This window comes from Chlorobiota bacterium (genome assembly GCA_016710285.1).
Lineage (GTDB): Bacteria > Bacteroidota > Ignavibacteria > OLB7 > OLB7 > OLB7.
On sequence record JADJXR010000001.1, the window covers coordinates 340,584 to 358,646 of the forward strand.

General features: G+C 54.6%; 13 protein-coding genes. 2 read left to right on the plus strand and 11 right to left on the minus strand.

The annotated features are described in order from the left end of the window. Window positions 1–133: 133 nt before the first annotated feature. The 4 genes from IPM61_01025 to IPM61_01040 form a co-directional block, all read right to left on the minus strand. Window positions 134–2,230 (minus strand): hypothetical protein, encoded by a 2,097-nt coding sequence (locus IPM61_01025; protein MBK8909890.1) that lies wholly within the window; start codon window positions 2,228–2,230, stop codon window positions 134–136. A gap of 36 nt (window positions 2,231–2,266) precedes the next feature. After that, complete coding sequence (locus tag IPM61_01030; protein ID MBK8909891.1) at window positions 2,267–5,233, minus strand: IgGFc-binding protein; 2,967 nt, start codon at window positions 5,231–5,233, stop codon at window positions 2,267–2,269. Window positions 5,234–5,344: 111 nt separating this feature from the next. After that, window positions 5,345–7,066 carry a T9SS type A sorting domain-containing protein gene (locus IPM61_01035; protein MBK8909892.1) on the minus strand — a complete coding sequence of 574 codons (1,722 nt, stop codon included), beginning with the start codon at window positions 7,064–7,066 and terminating at the stop codon, window positions 5,345–5,347. 102 nt (window positions 7,067–7,168) lie between these two features. Next, on the minus strand, window positions 7,169–10,117 hold the full coding sequence (locus IPM61_01040; GenBank protein MBK8909893.1) for a T9SS type A sorting domain-containing protein: 2,949 nt from the start codon (window positions 10,115–10,117) through the stop codon (window positions 7,169–7,171). Between the two features lie 325 nt (window positions 10,118–10,442). On the opposite strand from IPM61_01040, the gene IPM61_01045 reads away from it, so the two are divergent. Next, window positions 10,443–11,393 (plus strand): nitronate monooxygenase, encoded by a 951-nt coding sequence (locus tag IPM61_01045; protein MBK8909894.1) that lies wholly within the window; start codon window positions 10,443–10,445, stop codon window positions 11,391–11,393. A 104-nt stretch (window positions 11,394–11,497) separates the two neighbouring features. On the opposite strand, the gene IPM61_01050 is transcribed toward IPM61_01045, so the two are convergent. Then, window positions 11,498–11,725 carry a hypothetical protein gene (locus tag IPM61_01050; GenBank protein MBK8909895.1) on the minus strand — a complete coding sequence of 76 codons (228 nt, stop codon included), beginning with the start codon at window positions 11,723–11,725 and terminating at the stop codon, window positions 11,498–11,500. Between the two features lie 164 nt (window positions 11,726–11,889). Beyond that, the gene (locus IPM61_01055; protein ID MBK8909896.1) at window positions 11,890–12,837 is read right to left on the minus strand and encodes a DUF3667 domain-containing protein; all 948 of its coding nucleotides are present in this window, start codon (window positions 12,835–12,837) and stop codon (window positions 11,890–11,892) included. A 160-nt stretch (window positions 12,838–12,997) separates the two neighbouring features. Between IPM61_01055 and IPM61_01060 the strand changes: the two genes are divergently transcribed. After that, the gene (locus IPM61_01060; protein MBK8909897.1) at window positions 12,998–14,845 is read left to right on the plus strand and encodes an ABC transporter ATP-binding protein; all 1,848 of its coding nucleotides are present in this window, start codon (window positions 12,998–13,000) and stop codon (window positions 14,843–14,845) included. Window positions 14,846–14,982: 137 nt separating this feature from the next. On the opposite strand, the gene IPM61_01065 is transcribed toward IPM61_01060, so the two are convergent. The 5 genes from IPM61_01065 to IPM61_01085 form a co-directional block, all read right to left on the minus strand. Continuing rightward, complete coding sequence (locus IPM61_01065; protein ID MBK8909898.1) at window positions 14,983–15,267, minus strand: DUF4279 domain-containing protein; 285 nt, start codon at window positions 15,265–15,267, stop codon at window positions 14,983–14,985. 21 nt (window positions 15,268–15,288) lie between these two features. Then, complete coding sequence (locus IPM61_01070; GenBank protein ID MBK8909899.1) at window positions 15,289–15,624, minus strand: hypothetical protein; 336 nt, start codon at window positions 15,622–15,624, stop codon at window positions 15,289–15,291. A 42-nt stretch (window positions 15,625–15,666) separates the two neighbouring features. After that, a complete protein-coding gene (locus tag IPM61_01075; protein MBK8909900.1) occupies window positions 15,667–16,104 on the minus strand; it encodes a hypothetical protein in 438 nt (145 codons plus the stop codon). Further along, a complete protein-coding gene (locus IPM61_01080) occupies window positions 16,101–17,165 on the minus strand; it encodes a hypothetical protein (protein MBK8909901.1) in 1,065 nt (354 codons plus the stop codon). The genes IPM61_01075 and IPM61_01080 overlap by 4 nt, the downstream gene beginning before the upstream one ends. Window positions 17,166–17,378: 213 nt before the next feature. Further along, window positions 17,379–17,999 carry a hypothetical protein gene (locus tag IPM61_01085; protein MBK8909902.1) on the minus strand — a complete coding sequence of 207 codons (621 nt, stop codon included), beginning with the start codon at window positions 17,997–17,999 and terminating at the stop codon, window positions 17,379–17,381. Between the last annotated feature and the right edge of the window lie 64 nt (window positions 18,000–18,063).

Consider the following 18,063-nt stretch of genomic DNA (forward strand, 5'->3'; position numbering starts at 1 on the left):
CGCGCCTGTTGGGGGTGGTTCGCCCCTGTGCCCTTCGGGTACCCCCCTCGCATTGTCTTCGCCCTCAAAGAGCAGCTACTTATGATTTCACCTACCACATCACATCATGGCAACCAAGCTCTGCGTGCTGATCTCAACGTATAGTATGTAGCGACAACATCACCTGAAAAAGGCCATGGCAAGATTTTGATGGATTATCCGAAGGTTCAGATTTCACCGACGATGTGTTATGATTAACCGAACAAACTCTTAACCCTAATGTGCCGCCAGCAATAACCACGTATTGATTGCGCACACATGAAGAAGGCACGGTAAGTGTTGAAATCAGTTCATAAGAGTCAATAGGAATTTCTGAATCAGCACTATCTATCAGATCCCATCTTTTTATAAAAATTACGCCTGACTTTTCAGTGTAATTATTCAAAGAAAAGCCTGCGCTACTATTAAATGCATATACTGATTTCTCAGCACTCTGCCATTGAGCAACCCCACTATTGAATGTGCTTTCTCCTATGAAAGAAGGCTCTGATGCCTTATTGATATTAAATATTAAAGCCTCGCCATACCGTCCCACAAGCAAATAATCTTCTATTATTCCTAAGCCCCAACCTCGAGCAATTCGATAACCTTTCGGGCTGTCTGCCTTATCAGAAAGTAGAGAGAGTAGTTGAGGAGTAGTCGCAATGGAGATATCCCAAACACTTGCCAGCGTATCTATTTCAGCAACAATCAACGTGTCATTTTTCCACACGACATCGGTTCCTAAAGCAGGGATATGAACAACAGGTTCTATCAGCCCCTGCATTCGCATGATGTAGGTTCCACTATCTAGGCAGGCCGCAGCAAGCATTTCTCCATTCCATGCTATGTTATTGGCAATAATATTTTCACCTAACGAATGGCGAGAGCGAACCACTGGGCGATTTGGTTCCGATAAATCAATCAAGGTTATTACAGAATCGTAGGTTACTGCTTCCGTTTCTGAAATCATCCTTATTCCATCGGCAGTAATAGGAAGCGAGCCTTGCACCACAGGGTTGCGTGGGTCCAACAAATCCAGCACGAGCATCTCTTGCTCCATCAATGCTACTGCACGATTTCCCCTTCCGTCAACAGCAAGGCAGTTTTTGCTTGTTGAGATGCTCCCACGGTCTATAATTTCCCCTTCTTGCGTAATAGTTGCTACATAGAAACCAGTACTTGTTATCCAGATGGCTGTTGAATCCACTACCTGAGTATGCATAGCCCATCCACGATTTGGGTGCGACTGCCTAACAACATTAGCCCCAACCCTTAACGTATCTGATCTTCCCGAACCAATGAGCATCGACTGTGAGCCATAACCAACTAAAGCCCTTGAAGATTTTGTTGGCACGCAAGTAAATAGAGTGCGGATATCACTCGCTGCAAATTCGGCAGCTTGATAATCCGAGGTTACGGTGGTTTGATACCACTGGGTAGTAGGCAAGCGATCTTCATGAAATACAATGGAGAATACATAAGAATTACTTCCTACTCTCCCTAAAAAAAGAGCAGTGCTATCGTGAGCTACAAACCCATGCTCCGAATAAAATGGAGGAACCCAAAAACTTCCCCCTTCTAATTCTCCATTCGGCAAAATTTTAACGATCCGGTATGTTATCGCATCTATCTGGAGAGTGCCGATCAATAAGAAATCGTTTATTCTTCTGAGGCTTCCAAATGGATAGATGTTTTTTGATTGAGTAGAACGTATTGGCTGACTAGGCTTGATGATATTAAAAACTTCAAACACTCCTTCCTGAGTAGTTTTCGAGTATGTAGTCACATAAAGAAAGCCATTGTAGGCTACAAACTTTGGAGAATTTTCGACAGGAATTGTTGAGAGTTTTTGTGGATTGAATGAATCCTGCAATGAGAATAGAGTAATTGCTGAATCACAAGCAACAATTAGGAGTGTATCATCCACAACCTCCATTTGCCGCTTAGTTCCTGCCAGCGGAATGGTGTCGGAAATTCGGGGGCGATCCGGGTCAGATAGATCAACAGTGTACAGGTGGTGCAAGGAAGCAACATATCCGGCTCCCCGCTGCAACGCGCACATCTGTGGCGCAAACCCACCCCGCAACCCCGACCAAACAAGATTCAGCCGTGGCTCAGAATTTTGCGCAATCCCTTTGTGCGCCGCCATTATCAGAATGGCTGCGCAAAGAAGAATTTGAGAGCAACGATGAATGAAAAGAACATGCATAGAACTATTAGGTAGCAGAATCTCACCCCCCCCCCATCACCGCGCAATCACCATTCGCTGGGTTCCCGATTTTCCGGAGGCTGTCACCAGCCGAAGCGCATAGACTCCGCTGGGAAGCCCCTGGTGGCTGAAATCCACACGATGAACCCCGCCTTTCAAGGCTATTCCGTCCAATAATGTGAGCGCGATGTTGCCGTGGTCGTCCAGCACTTGCAGCCGCACAAGGTCATCCTGCTGCAAGGCCACATCCACAAATCCCTCCGTTCCCCGGGAAGGGTTTGGGGCGGGAAGCCCCAGGTAGGTGCGCTTGGCTTGCGCGAACATCTCGATTCGGATGGTGTTGTTGCAGCCATCTTGTCCGGTTGCCACCAGCCACGTTACCGCCAGCTTCAGCGCGATTTCCTCGCTTACTCCGCAAGCATCGGTCAGCACCAGCGTGTCCCCTTGCTGGTTTCCACCAATCAATCCTTCCAAGCAGACGTTCATGCGGCGTGCCTCCCCCGGCGGAATCGTTACCGGCAGCTGCGACGGCGGCACGCTGAACCCCAGGTTCCCCAACATCCGCGCGCTTTGGATGGTGATTGGGCGGCGTCCGGGGTTGGAAAGTGTGATGGTGTCGCAGCGGTGCAGCCCAACGGTCATGCTGTCGGCAATCCAATCATGGTTCAGCCGGATGGCAACTTGCTGGCCGGCAGGGTCCAACGCCTGCAAGGTGAACCCGCCAATTGTGTCGCGGCGAACAACGCCGTTGCCGGCGGCATCCCACAACGTGATCTCGAAGATCATATCCTTGTACGGATCAATCCGGTTCAGCGAAATGTTGACGTTCTGCACCGCCGGGGCAAAGGTTTGCGCTGGCGTTGAGGCGGTGCAGTTCTCCAGATAGTTGTATTGAAGTTCCGCAATCCCGCTGGCGTTGTTTTGTTCCTGCAGTTGCAGCACAAGGTCGCGACCGCAGGGGTCGTTGCTGCGCGAGATTGACGGGGCGGTGGTGTCAATCCGGTGGATAAACGGAATGGTGGCCACGCGCCGCTGGACGCACTCCCCTTCCAACAGCAGGTCCACGATTTGCAGGGTGTCGGTGGTTCCTTCGTAGCAGATCTCAATCACCCCTTTGCTCCCCGGCTCGATGGTTTGCGGGAAGCTCCGGACGATGATCCCGGAATCTTGTTTGTTCAGCAGCCGCACGTTGCTAATCCGCTGCGGGAACGCGCCGTAATTCTCAATTTCAAACCGCCGGCAGAAGGAGTTGCCGTTGTAGGCGATTAGCGTATCGGCAACGATCATGCCGTTTGTTCCGCCGGTGGCGCGCAGGGTGAATCCCGGGAAGCGGTTCATTTGGAAGCGGGAGCGTCCACTGCTGTCAATCGCTTTTATCGCCACGACTCCATCTTGGTAGGGGTCAACCAGCGTGGCGCGGAAGCGGACGGTGTCGGCACCTGGCGTGAAGGGGTCAATCGCCACGCTGACGTTTTGGGTTTGGCTGGTGGTGTATAGCGAGTCAATGCCGGTGTCGGTGATATGGCTATCGCTTACAACGCCGATCATCCCGCCACACGTATCCACCGACATCAATTCCGGCGGTTGGAAATCGGTGACCAACGTCTTGAAGAGCATTCCGCCGGAGTAGCCGTAGGAGTTCGCCGGACCGTAGCCGTAGCTGTACAATCCAAACGTGGAATCGGCACGGGCGAAATGCGCGCCGGCGGTCAGCTCAATTTGGGCGTAGCTGAATTGGGTTCCGGCGATTGCCACAAACGGTTGGGTGACAGGCTTCCCATCAATCCGAACCGAGGGGGCAGCGTTGCTGGGGATCACAATATTGACAAAGTGGCGGAAGAACTCAGGGTGATCCACGCATTGGAAGGAATAGATGGAATCGAACTGCTCAGGTGGGGGAATCAGCATCATAAAAGGATCGCCCAATCCCGACTGCTGCCCCGGTCCGCCGACGTTTACTGAATGCTCATACTGCGCCACCAACACCGGACCATCGGCAATCAGCGGCATGGCTTTGGTAAGCTCGAACTCCACCGGCCGCCCGGCCATCAGCGGGGGTTGCGGTTGGCCGTCCAGCGTCCAGTTGGTGTTGTCGAACGCGGACAGCACCCGCCCCACGGCTTTCTCGACAGACTGCTGAGTGATCGGGTAATGTGGCGTGACGATAGCCTGGGTCCCCCATGCCTCCAATGGCGGTATCTGCTCCACAAGGTGGTCGCGATAATTGCCAACCGCCACCGGAACCGCTGTCCGTTTCACCCCGGCATACACGGCAACCGGCTTGTTTGCGACAATCTCTGTCCCGCTCACATCCTGCAGCAGCCCCAACCGCGCTTGGCCAAAGAAGACTTGCCCACTATCCAACGTAACGGTGAACGGTGTTCGTCTGCTCCGTCCGTTGATAGTGGCAGGGGAAGTGATACGGATGGTGGTTCCGTCTTCAATGGCGATAACCGCGAACTCCGAAGGGGTATCGTAGGTGTCCGCAAACTGGGCATCGTATCCATTCGGGTAGGCAAGCACAATGTACCGCCCGGTCAGCACATCCACCGGCAAGGACATGAACGCATCGGCAGACTTCGTGCGGATATTTGCGCCGTACAGGGTGATCTCGTCGTTGCAAGCAATCTTGATTGATTTGGCGGTAACTTCATTCCCCCGATCTGCCCAGATATCCTCAAGCTCTGCATTCGGTCCAAACAGCAGATCAACGCTGACACGAACGGGGACGTTGGCTTGAGGGATCGGAATGGTGACGCTGCTGCCATCTTCATGGTAGGAAACGGTTGCGGTGGTGGGCCGGTCGCAGCTTAAAAACAGGTCCATCTGTGAGGTCTCTGCACTCCCCGACCCAAGGTTTGTCATGAACGTCACCCAGAACTCTTTCCCCCGGTTGTCGCGCACCGGCGTTTGCGCCGATGCTTCCATCATGGTGAACAGTAGCAGGGCAACCACGGCCACACACGCCACGAAGGTTTTATGGGAAGCGTTCACAAGGTTCATGGGAACATCCGTTGGATGAATGATTGAGAGATGGAACCAGAGAGATGGAACCAGAGAGATTGCAAGCCAGCAAGGATAAAGAACCCTGCAACCGCAAAACCGTTTCCCGGGTTAGCGGGCTATCAGAAGTTTTTGGGTCATCACCTCGCCGCCCGAAGTCCGCAGTTGCACAAAGTACTCCCCTTGTGGAAGCTCATCCAACCGCAGCTGAAGCGCGCCAACGCCGCCACGCATCGGCACGTTATCGAAGGGGCGAAGCCGCACGTTCCCCAACGGGTCGCTAACCACCACCGTCACTTGCTGATCGGAAGAAAGGCCAACGTACAGCGTGGCGATTGAGCCAGCGTTGGGGTTGGGGAACGGAGCCATCATGGTGTTCCGCCGCGCCATCGCACCCGATTGGAAGATCAGTTCATTGCCACAGTTATCGGCCCAGCGCAAGCTGTCGGGCGGGGGGGGCGTTAGGTCCTTCAGCAGCATCCCGCCAGGATAGCCGTAGGAGTTTGCCGCGCCGTAGCCGTAAACGTACAACCCAAATGTGGAATCTGCGCGGGCAAAATGTGCGCCCGCAGCAAGCGGAATCTGCGCGTAGCTGAAACGGGTCCCGGGAATGGGGCGGAACGTTGCCCGAACCGCCGCGCTGTCAATCCGGAGCGAGCTTGCGGCGTTGCTGGGGATCACCACGTTGGCGTAGTGCGCCACAAACTCATCGTTAATAACGCACTGGAAGGAGTAGATGGAATCGAACTGCTGGGGCGGGGGGATCAGCATCATAAACGGATCGCCCAGTTCCGTAAACCCAACGGAGTGCTCATACTGCGCCACCAGTATCGGCCCCGAAGCCGCGATATGTTGCGCCCGGGTCAGCGGAAGCTCCACCGATTTCCCGGCCCGCAACATCGGCTGCGGCGCGCCATCAAGCGTCCATGTGGTGCTGTCGCTGGCGGCAATCACCCGCACCACGGCTTCGTATCGGGATTGTGGGGTAATCGGGAAATGCGGGGTAATCAAAGCCTCATTCCCCCACGTTTCCAGCGGCGGCAGCTGCTCAACCAAATGGTCCCGATAGTTCCCCACCAACACCGGAATTGAGGAGCGTTTTGTTCCGCCATACACCGCCACCGGCTTATCGGCATTGATGATTGTTCCGCTCACATCCTGCGGGCCGTTTAAGGAGGATTGCGCAAAGTAGGCTTGGCCGCTGTCCAGCCGAACCGCGAACGATTGCTTGGCCGGACGCCGGTTGATTTCCGCAGGGGACGTGATATTCACCGTCGTCCCGTTCTTCGTGGCAATCACCACAAATTCGGAGGGCATATCATAGTCGTCGAAGCCTTCTGCGTAGCCGTTCGGATAGGCCAGAACGATGTACCGCCCGCTGAGCACATCGGTTGGCAGCGACATGAACGCATCGGCCGACATGGTGCGGATGTTGGCCCCGTACAACGTCACCTCATCCTCCGCCACCACTTTCAGCGTCCGGCGGCTGATGGAGTCGGTGGCGGCATCGGCAATCTCAACGCCGGTTCCAAAGACCCGCGAAATATCAACCCGAACCGGAGTGTTGGCTTTGGGGATCGGGACCGCGTGGGTGCGGCCATTCCGATGGTAGGTGATGGTGACGTTCGTTGGGCGTTCGCAGCTGATGTACAGATCCATCTGCGAAGTCTCATCCCAATCGCCCGACCCGTTGTTGGCCATGAACGCCACCCAAAACTCCTTGCCGCGATTATCGCGGGCTTGGGCATGGGCGGCGCACGATGCGGCAATGGATACCGCAATGGCTGCAATCAGTGGAAGAAGCAATCGTTGGAAACTTGGCGCAAGGCTCATGGGCAACCGCCGTAGGGAAGTCGTTCATCGTGGATTTTTTAATGATCCAGTCCCGGCAGTTTGGTCACGCTTGGGGGCGTGCCGATTGGCGTTGCCGCGCAATCATCTGGTAACCACCAGTTTTTGCGCCATCACATCGCCGCTGCTGGTCTGCATCTGCAAGAAGTACAGCCCTTGCGGCAGGTTCGTTACATCCATTTGGATTTGCGCAACGCCCCCCGGCATTGGGTCCTTATCCAGCAGCCGCTGCTTCTCGTTCCCGAACTCATCCAGCACCACCAACGTCACGTTCTGGTCCGCATCCAGCCCAAAACCGACGGTTGCGGTTTGGCTTGACGCTGGGTTGGGGAATGGAGCCATCAGATAATTGCGCCGCGCAAACCCGCCCACCAGGAACGTCAGCGCGTTGCCGCAGCGGTCGGCCCCGCTTCCGGCCAACGGAAGCACGTTCGCCGTTAGCTCCACAAGCTCCGAATACGCACCGCAGTTGAAATCCACCACCAGCGTATCAATCCGCTGGCCCACCCCACGGGGCCGCATGCAGACCATGAAGCGGCGGGTTTCGCCAGGAAGAAGCGTTATCGGAAGTTGATCCGGAGGGATGGAGTACTCAAGGTTCCCCAGCAGCCGCAACGACGACAAGTTCAGCGGGCGCAGGCCGTAGTTTTGCAGCGTCACCGAGTCGCATTGCTGGCCGCCATACACCAGCTGGGAATATTCCCACGGGCTGTTGATCCGCATTCCCAATTCGGTTCCGTTGGTCCGCGCAACCGAAAGCGTCGCGCCGCCAACCGTGTCGCTTAGCGTCACCCGGTTCCCCACTAAATCCTCCACAACAATGGTGTACACCACATCCTTCCGCGGGTCGCGCCGCTGCAACGTTAGCTGGGCTTGCCGGGTTGGAAGGGTTGCGGGATTCAGGATTGGATCCGCGTTTTCCAGAGTGAGATACTCAATGGATTTAATCCCCGCATTCCTGATCCCAAGCTCCTTCAAGCTGAAGCTCCGCGACGGCGAGCAAGAGTCGCCCTCCCACGTGATAAGCGGATAGACGGAATCCACCGCGCTGATCAGCGGAAGCAGCGCAAGCTCACGCTCCAAACAGCCGTTCCCAATGCGGAGGCTGACGGTGAATGCCGTGTCGCCAACGTGCTGGTAGCAGAATCTTACCTCGCGCTCCTCCCCCGGCTGCAAGGTGATGGGAAGCTGCTCGGCAATCGTCAGCCCGGGGTCCGAGGAATTGAAATTGAGGTTGGTGAGGGTCTGCGGGAACCCACCGTAGTTCCGCAGCCGAAGGCTTGTGCAGAACTGCAGGCCGTTCAGCGAAGCAAGCGTATCCATCTTCAACGGCAGTGGTCCGGCGGCGGCCACCGAAACGGTGAAGCCTTTCACGGGGAACTTCACTTTGCTGTCAAGTCCCGCCGTATCCACCACGGTCATCTCCGCCTGGCCATCGTTGAACGGGTCGTTCAGAAGCACGCGGAACCGCACGGAATCTATCCCGGGCGTGAACGGTTCGGTTGCCAGCATCACATTGCGCGAGCTGGAGTCCAGCCGGACGCTCTCCACGCCAAAATCGTAGGTGCTGTCGTCGTAGGCATACCCCACCACCCCCTGGCAGGAATCTTCCACCGAAATCAGCGGAGGTTTCTGGTCCTTAAACAGGGTGTCGAACACCACCGCGCCCGGGGTTCCGTAGGAGTTGTAGGGGCCATAGCCGTAGATATACAGCCCAAAGGGGACGCGCGCCCGGATGTAATGCGTCCCGGACGGCACAGGAATTTGGGCGTAGCTGTAGCTGGTTTTGGGGATGCGGATCCAGTTTTGCCCCACCGGACGCCCGTCTAACTCCACCGTGGTTACCCGCTCGGTGGGGATCACCACATTGATGAAGTGGAACAGGAAATCCTGCGTGGCGTAGCTCTCGAACGCATAGGCCGAATCGAACTGTTCCGGGGCAAACGCCTGCATCATAAACGGGTCGCCGATGGTGTCGTTGGGCAAGCGGGCTTTGCTGGCATCCATGGTGGAATGCTGATACTGCGCCACCTGGATTGGGCCGGTGGCGGTTACCAGCATCCCTTTATCCAAAGGAATCTCCGCAAACTCCCGCGCATTCAAGGTGCGGATCGGCACGCTATCAATGCTGATCTCCGTGTTGTCGTTCAAGGCAACAATGCGGGCAAGGTTGGCATCGGGAATCGTCTTCCGAATCTGGAAATGGGGTGTCAGGATTGGCCGGTTGGTCCAGCGGTTCACCGGAAGCAGATGCTCCACAAGATGGTCGCGCCCAACGGCTTGGTTGTACGGGATATTCGTCCGCTGGTGGCTTCCGTACACGCCAATCGCCTTGTTGGAAACGATGCGCGTTCCGGTTAAATCGAACCCCACTTTGTTATCGGCCTGAACAAATAAAATCTCCCCAGCGTTCAGAAGCGTGGTGAAGGGATTGCTGTTGGAGCGGCTTACCAAGCGGGCAGTGGGATAAACCGTGACGTTCGTCGCGTCGTGGTAGGCAATCACCGCAAGCTGGGAGGGGAAATCGGAGCGGTCGAACAGCTGCCCGTCGGCATCGGGGGAGATGGTGTTTGGGTAGGAAATCACCACATACTCCATCCCCAGCACCGACTCCGGCAACGCCACCCAAGCATCGCTGCTCCAGCGTTGGGTGTTGATTCCATACACCGTCACCTCGTCGTCGAACACGGCATGAAGCGTGTACTTGCTTACCTCATTTCTGGTGCTGTTGGGGCGCGGAAGGATCAGCTTGGAGGGGTCCAATGCAACCCGGACCGGGCGGTCGGCAGTGGGGATATCCACCGTGAACGACTCCCCCGAACTCATGTAGGTAAACACCCCGCGGGTTGGCTTGGTGCACCAGACGTTCACGTAAAACCGTGGCGTGTCCTCGGCCCCATCGGTATGAAGGAAGGCCAGCCGGAACTCCTTGCCCCGATTGTCCACGCGGTTGCGAGTTGGTTGCGCGGTGGTGGTGGCCACGCAAGCAGCCAGCAACAGGGCAATGATTACTACGCTCAATCTATGCTGCATCGGTTCGGTTAATCGGTGAAAGCCATGATTACGGAAAGGGTCAAAAATTCTGCATGGTGCTGCGGTTGATTGCCGGTAGTTCTACGAACAACGGCTTGGTTCGGTTCTTCATCACGCCGCCGGAAGCGCAGGCGTTCCTTCACTTTGCGCGGGAACATTCTGCGGCTAGTAATTTGGCGTATCGCGCCCGGAAAAGCAATCACTAAATGGCCGCATGGCACTATCTTTTTTCCGGCAACGCAGCATTGGGGGGCGGGAACGGGGGGCCGCTCCAATGATGCGCCAGAACGTTTCCCCTCCATCTACTCTTTTCCACGCCGTGACACTGAACACACGAGTTACCGAACTGTTCGGCATCCGCTACCCGATTATCCAAGCTGGGATGGTTTGGTGTAGCGGCGCGAAACTTGCCGCCGCCGCCGCCAATGCCGGGGCATTAGGGCTGATTGGTGCCGGTTCGATGAAGCCAGAATTGTTGATTGAACATATCCGCCAATGCCGCCAAGTAACCGCAGCTCCGTTTGGCGTGAACATACCCTTGATCCGCGGAGATGTTGCCAAATTGATCGAGGCCACGCTCTCCGAAGGGGTGAATATCGTCTTCACTTCTGCCGGAAATCCTGCGCTCCACATAGACCGGTTCAAGACTGCGGGAGTTACAGTGGTCCACGTGGTTGCTTCGGTGAAGCACGCGCTGAAGGCGCAATCGGTTGGGGTGGATGCCGTGGTGGCCGAAGGCTTCGAGGCCGGCGGGCACAACGGGATTGATGAGATCACCACCTTCTGCTTGATCCCCCAAGTGGCCGACGCAGTAACCATTCCGGTGATTGCCGCAGGAGGAATTGCCGACGGGCGCGGAATGGCCGCCGCCCTTGCCCTCGGGGCCGATGGAGTTCAGGTGGGGACCCGCTTTGCCGCCACGATTGAATCCTCCGCCCATCCCGATTACAAGCAAACCATCACCCAAGCGGGCGACACCGGAACCATGCTGACGCTGAAATCCCTTACCCCTGTCCGGCTGATGAAAAACGATTTCGCGCTGCGGGCCGCCGCCGCCGAACGCGCCGGCGCAACCCCCGAACAAATGCAAGAACTGCTGGGAACCAAACGGGAACGGCGCGGAATCTTTGAAGGCGACCTTGCCGAAGGGGAGCTGGAGGCAGGGCAAAGCGCGGGGCTGGTGCGGGAGATTCTTCCCGCTGGCGAAGTGGTGCGGCGGATGATCCAAGAATACCAAGCAACCACCGCCCGGCTGGGGACGCTGGCCACGGCGTAGCTGCTGGTTTCCAACAACTGCCCATGCCCCGCACCAAGCAATAAAAAACCGGGGTGGAAAGATTCGGTATCTCTCCACCCCGGTTCCGGTTAGTCTTGCCGGGATTAGCCGAACATTTTGCCGACGGTATCCATCAGGCCTCCCCCTTCTCCTCCCTCCTTGTTATCGCCGCCGTCGCTGTTATCGCTGCCGCCGGTAAGCCCATCAAGGTGGCCGGCAAGTGGCGCGGGGAGCTTATCCTTCAGGAAGCCGATGACGGTGGTGATCGCCGTCTTTGCGGTCTCGGCAGGGATGCCGGTTTTATCGGCCACAAGTTTGATGAGTTCGTCCATTGGTATCCTTGGTTAGTAGTTCAAAGGTTTTTTTCGCCCATCATGGGTTGCCCCAAGATGGTATTCTGCCTTCATCCAGGCAAATGAATTTTCTGCAAGATTTCTCAACATTGGTTTTCAACATGGCTTCTCAAAACTCCGGTGCGTTGCGGGCGGTTCGGCTATTACTGCTCCACAAATCCCAAGGCGAATCCGGCAACCATCGAGAGATACCCGGCAGCAATCACCACGCCAACAACGGACAGAACCAGCGTCTCGATAAACACCCCAGCCCAGGAGTAACCATAAACTTTCCGGAGCGCGATCATGGTGTAGATGAGCGCGTAGATGGCAACGGCAATCAGCACAAGTGCGGCAAGGGTTTCCATCACCTCGGTCCCGGCAGCCATTGCCACAATCCCAAGCACAACAATCACCAAGAACCCCACCACGCTGGCCGCCGCCACAAACGAGAAAAGGTGGAAGCTGAAAATCAGGTGGACGATAAAGCGATTGCGGGAAGTAAGGTTAATCAGCCGCATCATCCCGGCGAACAGCGGGACCATCAGCAGAAGGAGGATAGGAAGCGCGGAGGTGAAGGCGGAATCCAGCTTCTCGATAAACATCTCCTGGCTTAGCCCGCTTGCTTGGAACGATGCCTGAATCTCTTCCTTCTCAAACGCCATCGTGACCACATTCTCCGAAACCGGAACCTGAGTAAGCGACAGGACAAAGAAGAAGACAACGCTAAGAACAATGAACATCCGCGAGGGCATCAGGTAGCGTTCCCGCCGCCCGGCGATGTAGTCGGTGGTTAGGGTTCCCGGGTTAAGCAGCAGTTTCCGCAGGGTGTGGAAGAACTTGGAGTTGGTGGAAACAAACTCGCCAATCACATCGCGGGCAAGTTCGCGGAAGGTGAGGGTGTGGGCGGTTGTTTCCTGGCCGCAGTTGGCGCAGTAGTGGCCGCTAACCGGCGTGCCGCAATCCAAGCAGTGGCTGGGTTGCGGCGGGGTTGCGCGGCTTTTCATCAGCATTGCTATCCGGTCGGTTTCTTGTTGATCTGGTGCGCCGTTGGCTGCGGGGCTTGTTGCGGGGTTCGTTGCGGAATCGGGAGGCATTGCGGTAGGTTCCATGAGCGGTTCACACGTTGATGAATGGAAGTTTCGGCTGGATGGGCGAAATTATCATTTCCGTTGTTTGATTGGGCAATCATTCCCCAGGTGCATCGTCAACGGGGTGTTCCGCAAACCACGTATCCATTTTCCCTGTTCACCATTCCCTTTCAATTACTGCATGGCAAAGCACGAAGAAACCGAGGCATTGGGGAAGGCGCTTGACCGCTCGCTGCTCAAGCGCCTTGTTGTCTATATCCGTCCCTACCGTTGGCACGTGGCTGGCGCGGTCGCAATGGCCATTGTCTCCAGCGGCTTTTTCGCGCTGCGCCCCTACGTTTCCAAAATCGCCATTGATGATTATCTGCTTCAGAAAGACTACGGCGGATTGCTTTGGGTGATTGGGGTGATGCTGTTGCTGATGATCCTGCAAGCCGGCCTTACCTACGCCCTGAACCTGCTGATGCAGTTTGTTGGGCAGGAGACGATCCACAAAATCCGCATCGAGCTGTTCGCCCATCTGCAGCGGCTTTCGCTGCGGTTCTACGACACCAACCCGATTGGCCGATTAGTTACCCGCGTCACCAGCGATGTTGAGGTGTTGAACGATTTCTTCAGCAGCGGATTGGTGATGATTGTGGCGAACATCTTCACCATCCTCGGCATTGTGATCGTGATGTTCCTGATGTCGGTCAACCTGACGCTGGTGACGCTTGTTTCGCTGGTGTTCCTGCTGTGGGCAACCTCCATCTTCCGCAAAAGCGTCCGCACCGCCTACCGCGAAACCCGCCTTCACCTTTCGCGGATGAACGCCTTTTTGAACGAACACGTCACCGGCGCGCTGACCGTGAAGCTCTTCCGGCAAGAACGCCCCGCCCAGGAGAAATTCGACACCATCAACAAAGCCTACACCGATGCCCAAGTCCGCTCCATCTTTTACTATGCCGTCTTCTTCCCAATCGTTGATTTCCTTTCCACACTCTCCGTCGCGCTGATTTTGTGGTATGGGGGGAAGGAGGTGCTTCAGGCGGTCCCCGATTTGGGGCTGGCGCAGCTGGTGCAAAGCTGGTTCGGGAACGTCCAGGGGGACCCGCTCACCTTCGGCACGCTGTTCGCGTTCATCCAGTTCACCGAAATGTTCTTCCGCCCGGTGCGCGATTTGTCGGAGAAGTACAACATCCTTCAGAACGCAATGGCAAGCTCCGAACGAATTTTCGAGCTGCTGGACACCGACTCCTTCGCCGCCGAAGCCACCGGTGCGGAGCCGTTCGCCATCCAGCACGGGGCGATTGAGTTCAAGGATGTCACCTTCAGCTACGACGGCCAGCATACCGTGATCGAGGACCTGAGTTTTGCGGCCCAACCGGGCCAGACCGTGGCGATTGTGGGGGCAACCGGGGCGGGGAAAACTTCCGTCATCAACATTCTGATGCGGTACTACGAGCACAAATCCGGAACGGTGCTGATTGACGGGCGCGACCTGCGGACAATCCCCACCGCCGATCTCCGCCGCGACATCGCGCTGGTGATGCAGGATGTGTTCCTGTTCCGCGGAACAATCCTTGATAACATCACGCTTGGGGACGAGCGCATCACGCTGGAGCAAGCAAAAAAAGCGGCGGAGACGGTGGGGGTGGCGGAGTTCATTGAATCGCTGCCGGAAGGATACGCCACCCCGGTGCAGGAGCGCGGTTCCACCCTAAGCGTGGGCCAAAAGCAGCTTCTCTCCTTTGCGCGCGCGCTTGCCTACGACCCCAAAATTTTGATTCTCGACGAAGCAACCTCCAGCGTGGATACCGAGACCGAGCAGGTAATCCAACGCGCCATTGACCGATTGCTGAAGGGGCGGACCTCCATTGTTATCGCGCACCGGCTTTCAACAATCCAGAAGGCCGACACCATTTTGGTGATGCACCACGGCCGCCTGCGCGAAGCCGGAACCCACGAGGAATTATTGAAGCTGAACGGCATCTACGCCACGCTCCACCGGCTGCAATACAAGCTGCAACCCAGCGAGGTTGCTGGGTAGCTTGTACGGGGGCGCATTGCAACGTGCCGGAAATCGCCGCAGCCTACCCAAGCCGGCGGCGGCATTGGAATTGTGATTGGCATTGTGAAATGCACCCCCTCCACCTCTTGAGCATTATTGCAGCCCCTACTGGAGGATTAATAGATGTATAAATCAATATCTATACTACCGTTCATTTTTGCCATTAGGCTTATGAGGTCTTTACTCATACTAAGTGAAGGTGCTTGGTTATCTTCTACTTCTACAACTACATCTATTTGAGTCTCTAAACAATTATCATTTATGTATTGAACGATATCTTCAATCCTTGAATTGAACCTCTGCATGAATAGATCACAGACTTCATCCACAAACAGAGTTTCGACAAAACCATCAGTATACCCCCAGTGAGTCTCCTTCCTTGTTATGTTTTTATTCGGAATTGGATCACCCTTGAACCAGTATTAAGTAGCAGAAATCCGAGCTATTTTGCTCAATGCCTCTGGATCAAGCGAATCTCCAAAGATTGCGAAGATTAGTTTTATTTGAGTCATAGTGATTTCATCAGTTTTTCTGTAGGCTACGTGGCCGCTGATTCGGTATTCTTTGCTGCCGTCTGGCTTGGTGATGATCGGTGTAAGGTCCTCATGAACCCCGTTCCAGCCGATGCCGTTGGTGAGATACTCCGTTGGATACAGAAACACATTCCGCCGCCAAGCGGTGTCGCAGAAGGGGCTGGTCATCTGTTGGCCGTGCCAGACGGCTAATTGCTCCTTGCTCCCGCCAAGCAGATACTGCACCCACGGGTACGGCTGGCCTACGATGCTGTCTGGTCATTAAATTCAATCCTTAATGATGAGTGGATACTTGTCCATTACGGCTTTTAATTGACCCTTTATATCAATTAAGACCATGTAGTCTGATGAAAAAGAGAACTGAAGCATATTACCTTCAAAATCTCTTACGTACCCTGCCCATAAAATACTTCCAGATTTTTTCTGACTATACTTGATATATATATTCTCTTCCAAATTTGAAAATAGTCCATCTAACGAATTACCCTTTATCGTTTCGATTACTTGATGATAAAAATCAATAATATCTTCAGATCTAAGATTTATCTCAACTGTTGCTGTAAATCCTATAACCGACACTGAGATAATGGCATTAAGCCAATTTGCATCATCAAAATCTTCACTCTCGGGATGACTCCGGTTGTGAATTGCAATTTCGATTTTCTTCTTTTCTTCAGAGAAAACTCTTATCGCTATCATCGTCATTTGCTTAATGGTATAACTGTGATAACATCCCCATTTTGATTCGTAACGACTTTCATTTGTTGACCTACGTGAACTGTAGATCCAGGGCTATTACCTTGATGTATTTTGAATGGGTTATTTATGACATCTAACACCGTACTTGGAGATAGAATCCCTCGCCCTTGCATTCTATCTAAGGCATGCCCTGTAAATTTTACTCCATTAATAGCAGTAGGAGTATTCCCTTGTACTTTCATTGGACTCCCACTCTTTCCAACAGGTGTTGAGGCTGAAGGGCTATTTGATCCTTTCCCTCCTGCATTCCCACCACCCGACCCAGAATTTCCTCCCCCACTATTCCCACCTCCCGCCTTCGATTGAGCAGCAGATTGCGCTCCTGCCGCCGCACCCCCTCGACTTGACGATCCTACACTGCTTGAGGCTTGGCCTACACGTATCCAATTTCCACTACTTGCTAGCCCTCCACCTCCGCCGCTTGGACGAGCACTCAAACCACTCCCAATTCCTGGAACCCTCACAATCATACCACCTGAACCTGCAGCACCGCCAAATGCCGATACGAGATCCGGTAGCCCATCTCCTACTGTTAGCGCCATCCCCTTGACACTTGCTATACCACGCCGCTGCATCCCATCCGGGTCCACATAATTCAACGGGGCGTTTCCCGCGTACACGTACGGGCTGATCTCTGCCTCTTTCTCAAATAATGGATCTATACTCAAAAATCTCCCCTCCTCGTACTTCCTCACTCCTAAACTAAACAATCCATTCTCACGATCCTTCTCGTTCTCGTTGAACCCTCGGCGCGCTACCGTTCCACCACCAAGAACCTCCCCCCACGGGTCGTAATCATAATACTTCGTTGAAACGCCGGGGGTGAGGCTCGCTCGCAGGCTGGCTAGGTGGTCGCTGATTCGGTATTCTTTGCTGCCGTCTGGCTTGGTGATGATTGGTGCGAGGTCCTCATGAACCCCGTTCCAACCGATGCCGTTGGTGAGATACTCCGTTGGATACAGAAACACATTCCGCCGCCAAGCGGTGTCGCAGAAGGGGCTGGTCATCTGTTGGCCGTGCCAGACGGCTAATTGCTCCTTGCTCCCACCAAGCAAATACTGCACCCACGGGTACGGCTGGCCTACGATGCTGTCTGCCAATGGGCCGTGGTACAACCGCTTTTGCTCTCGCTCCCCCTGCGCGTTGTACCGGTATCGCCAATCCCAGTGGTTGTTCTGCCACGGATTCCCGTTCAGGTACTTCCAGTTCAGCCCTCGGCTCTATAATATCCCCCCATTCTGCAACCGCCGTGACCACACATCTAATAAACGCTCTAATCCTTTAGTGTCTCCCGTCTTTAAAGCGCGTTCTGCACTACCATAAGGCGCGCCAATTGGATCTTCTTCAAAAAACTTTCCATACTTCAGAACAGGCAGATTGTAGGATAAGGCTCGCTTGCCTCCAGCTCCAACTCCCCATTCCAACTCAGGCTGCACCTTTATCAACATATGCGCAAACACGATCCCTATGTCAACCGCTAGCGAAGCTCCATACTTCGTCAACTCTATCCTCGGATGATTGATGATCGTGTACTTCCCATCCTTGTGAACCTCTACACTGAAATCCGTCTCGTTCTTGTTATCTGTGTGAAATCTCTCATCCCTAAATATCTCCATTGATTTACCTACTATCTCATCTAATAACTCTACACTATCCCTCCTGAAATCTATCTCCACATCTAAAAAATTACTCAACACCTCAAGACGCTCAGGGAAAATGCTCAGAAACCAAAGCAGGTTTTGCTTTGCTTCTTTCTTGCTCCAATCCTTGTGATCCTTCCCCGCAAACTCTAACGAAGTAAGAATTATGGGATATGGTTCGATAGATGTGGCCTCGTTCATGGCTCCTTTCTGTTTGGTGATAACCGGCGTGATATTCTTGTGAACCCCGTTCCAGCCGATGCCA

Coding starts and splice junctions, on each gene's coding strand:
- IPM61_01025 (MBK8909890.1), bottom strand. CDS start 2,230: ATGCATGTTCTTTTCATTCATCGTTGCTCTCAAATTCTTCTTTGCGCA.
- IPM61_01030 (MBK8909891.1), bottom strand. CDS start 5,233: ATGAACCTTGTGAACGCTTCCCATAAAACCTTCGTGGCGTGTGTGGCC.
- IPM61_01035 (MBK8909892.1), bottom strand. CDS start 7,066: ATGAGCCTTGCGCCAAGTTTCCAACGATTGCTTCTTCCACTGATTGCA.
- IPM61_01040 (MBK8909893.1), bottom strand. CDS start 10,117: ATGCAGCATAGATTGAGCGTAGTAATCATTGCCCTGTTGCTGGCTGCT.
- IPM61_01050 (MBK8909895.1), bottom strand. CDS start 11,725: ATGGACGAACTCATCAAACTTGTGGCCGATAAAACCGGCATCCCTGCC.
- IPM61_01055 (MBK8909896.1), bottom strand. CDS start 12,837: ATGGAACCTACCGCAATGCCTCCCGATTCCGCAACGAACCCCGCAACA.
- IPM61_01060 (MBK8909897.1), top strand. CDS start 12,998: ATGGCAAAGCACGAAGAAACCGAGGCATTGGGGAAGGCGCTTGACCGC.
- IPM61_01075 (MBK8909900.1), bottom strand. CDS start 16,104: ATGACGATGATAGCGATAAGAGTTTTCTCTGAAGAAAAGAAGAAAATC.
- IPM61_01080 (MBK8909901.1), bottom strand. CDS start 17,165: ATGACCAGCCCCTTCTGCGACACCGCTTGGCGGCGGAATGTGTTTCTG.
- IPM61_01085 (MBK8909902.1), bottom strand. CDS start 17,999: ATGAACGAGGCCACATCTATCGAACCATATCCCATAATTCTTACTTCG.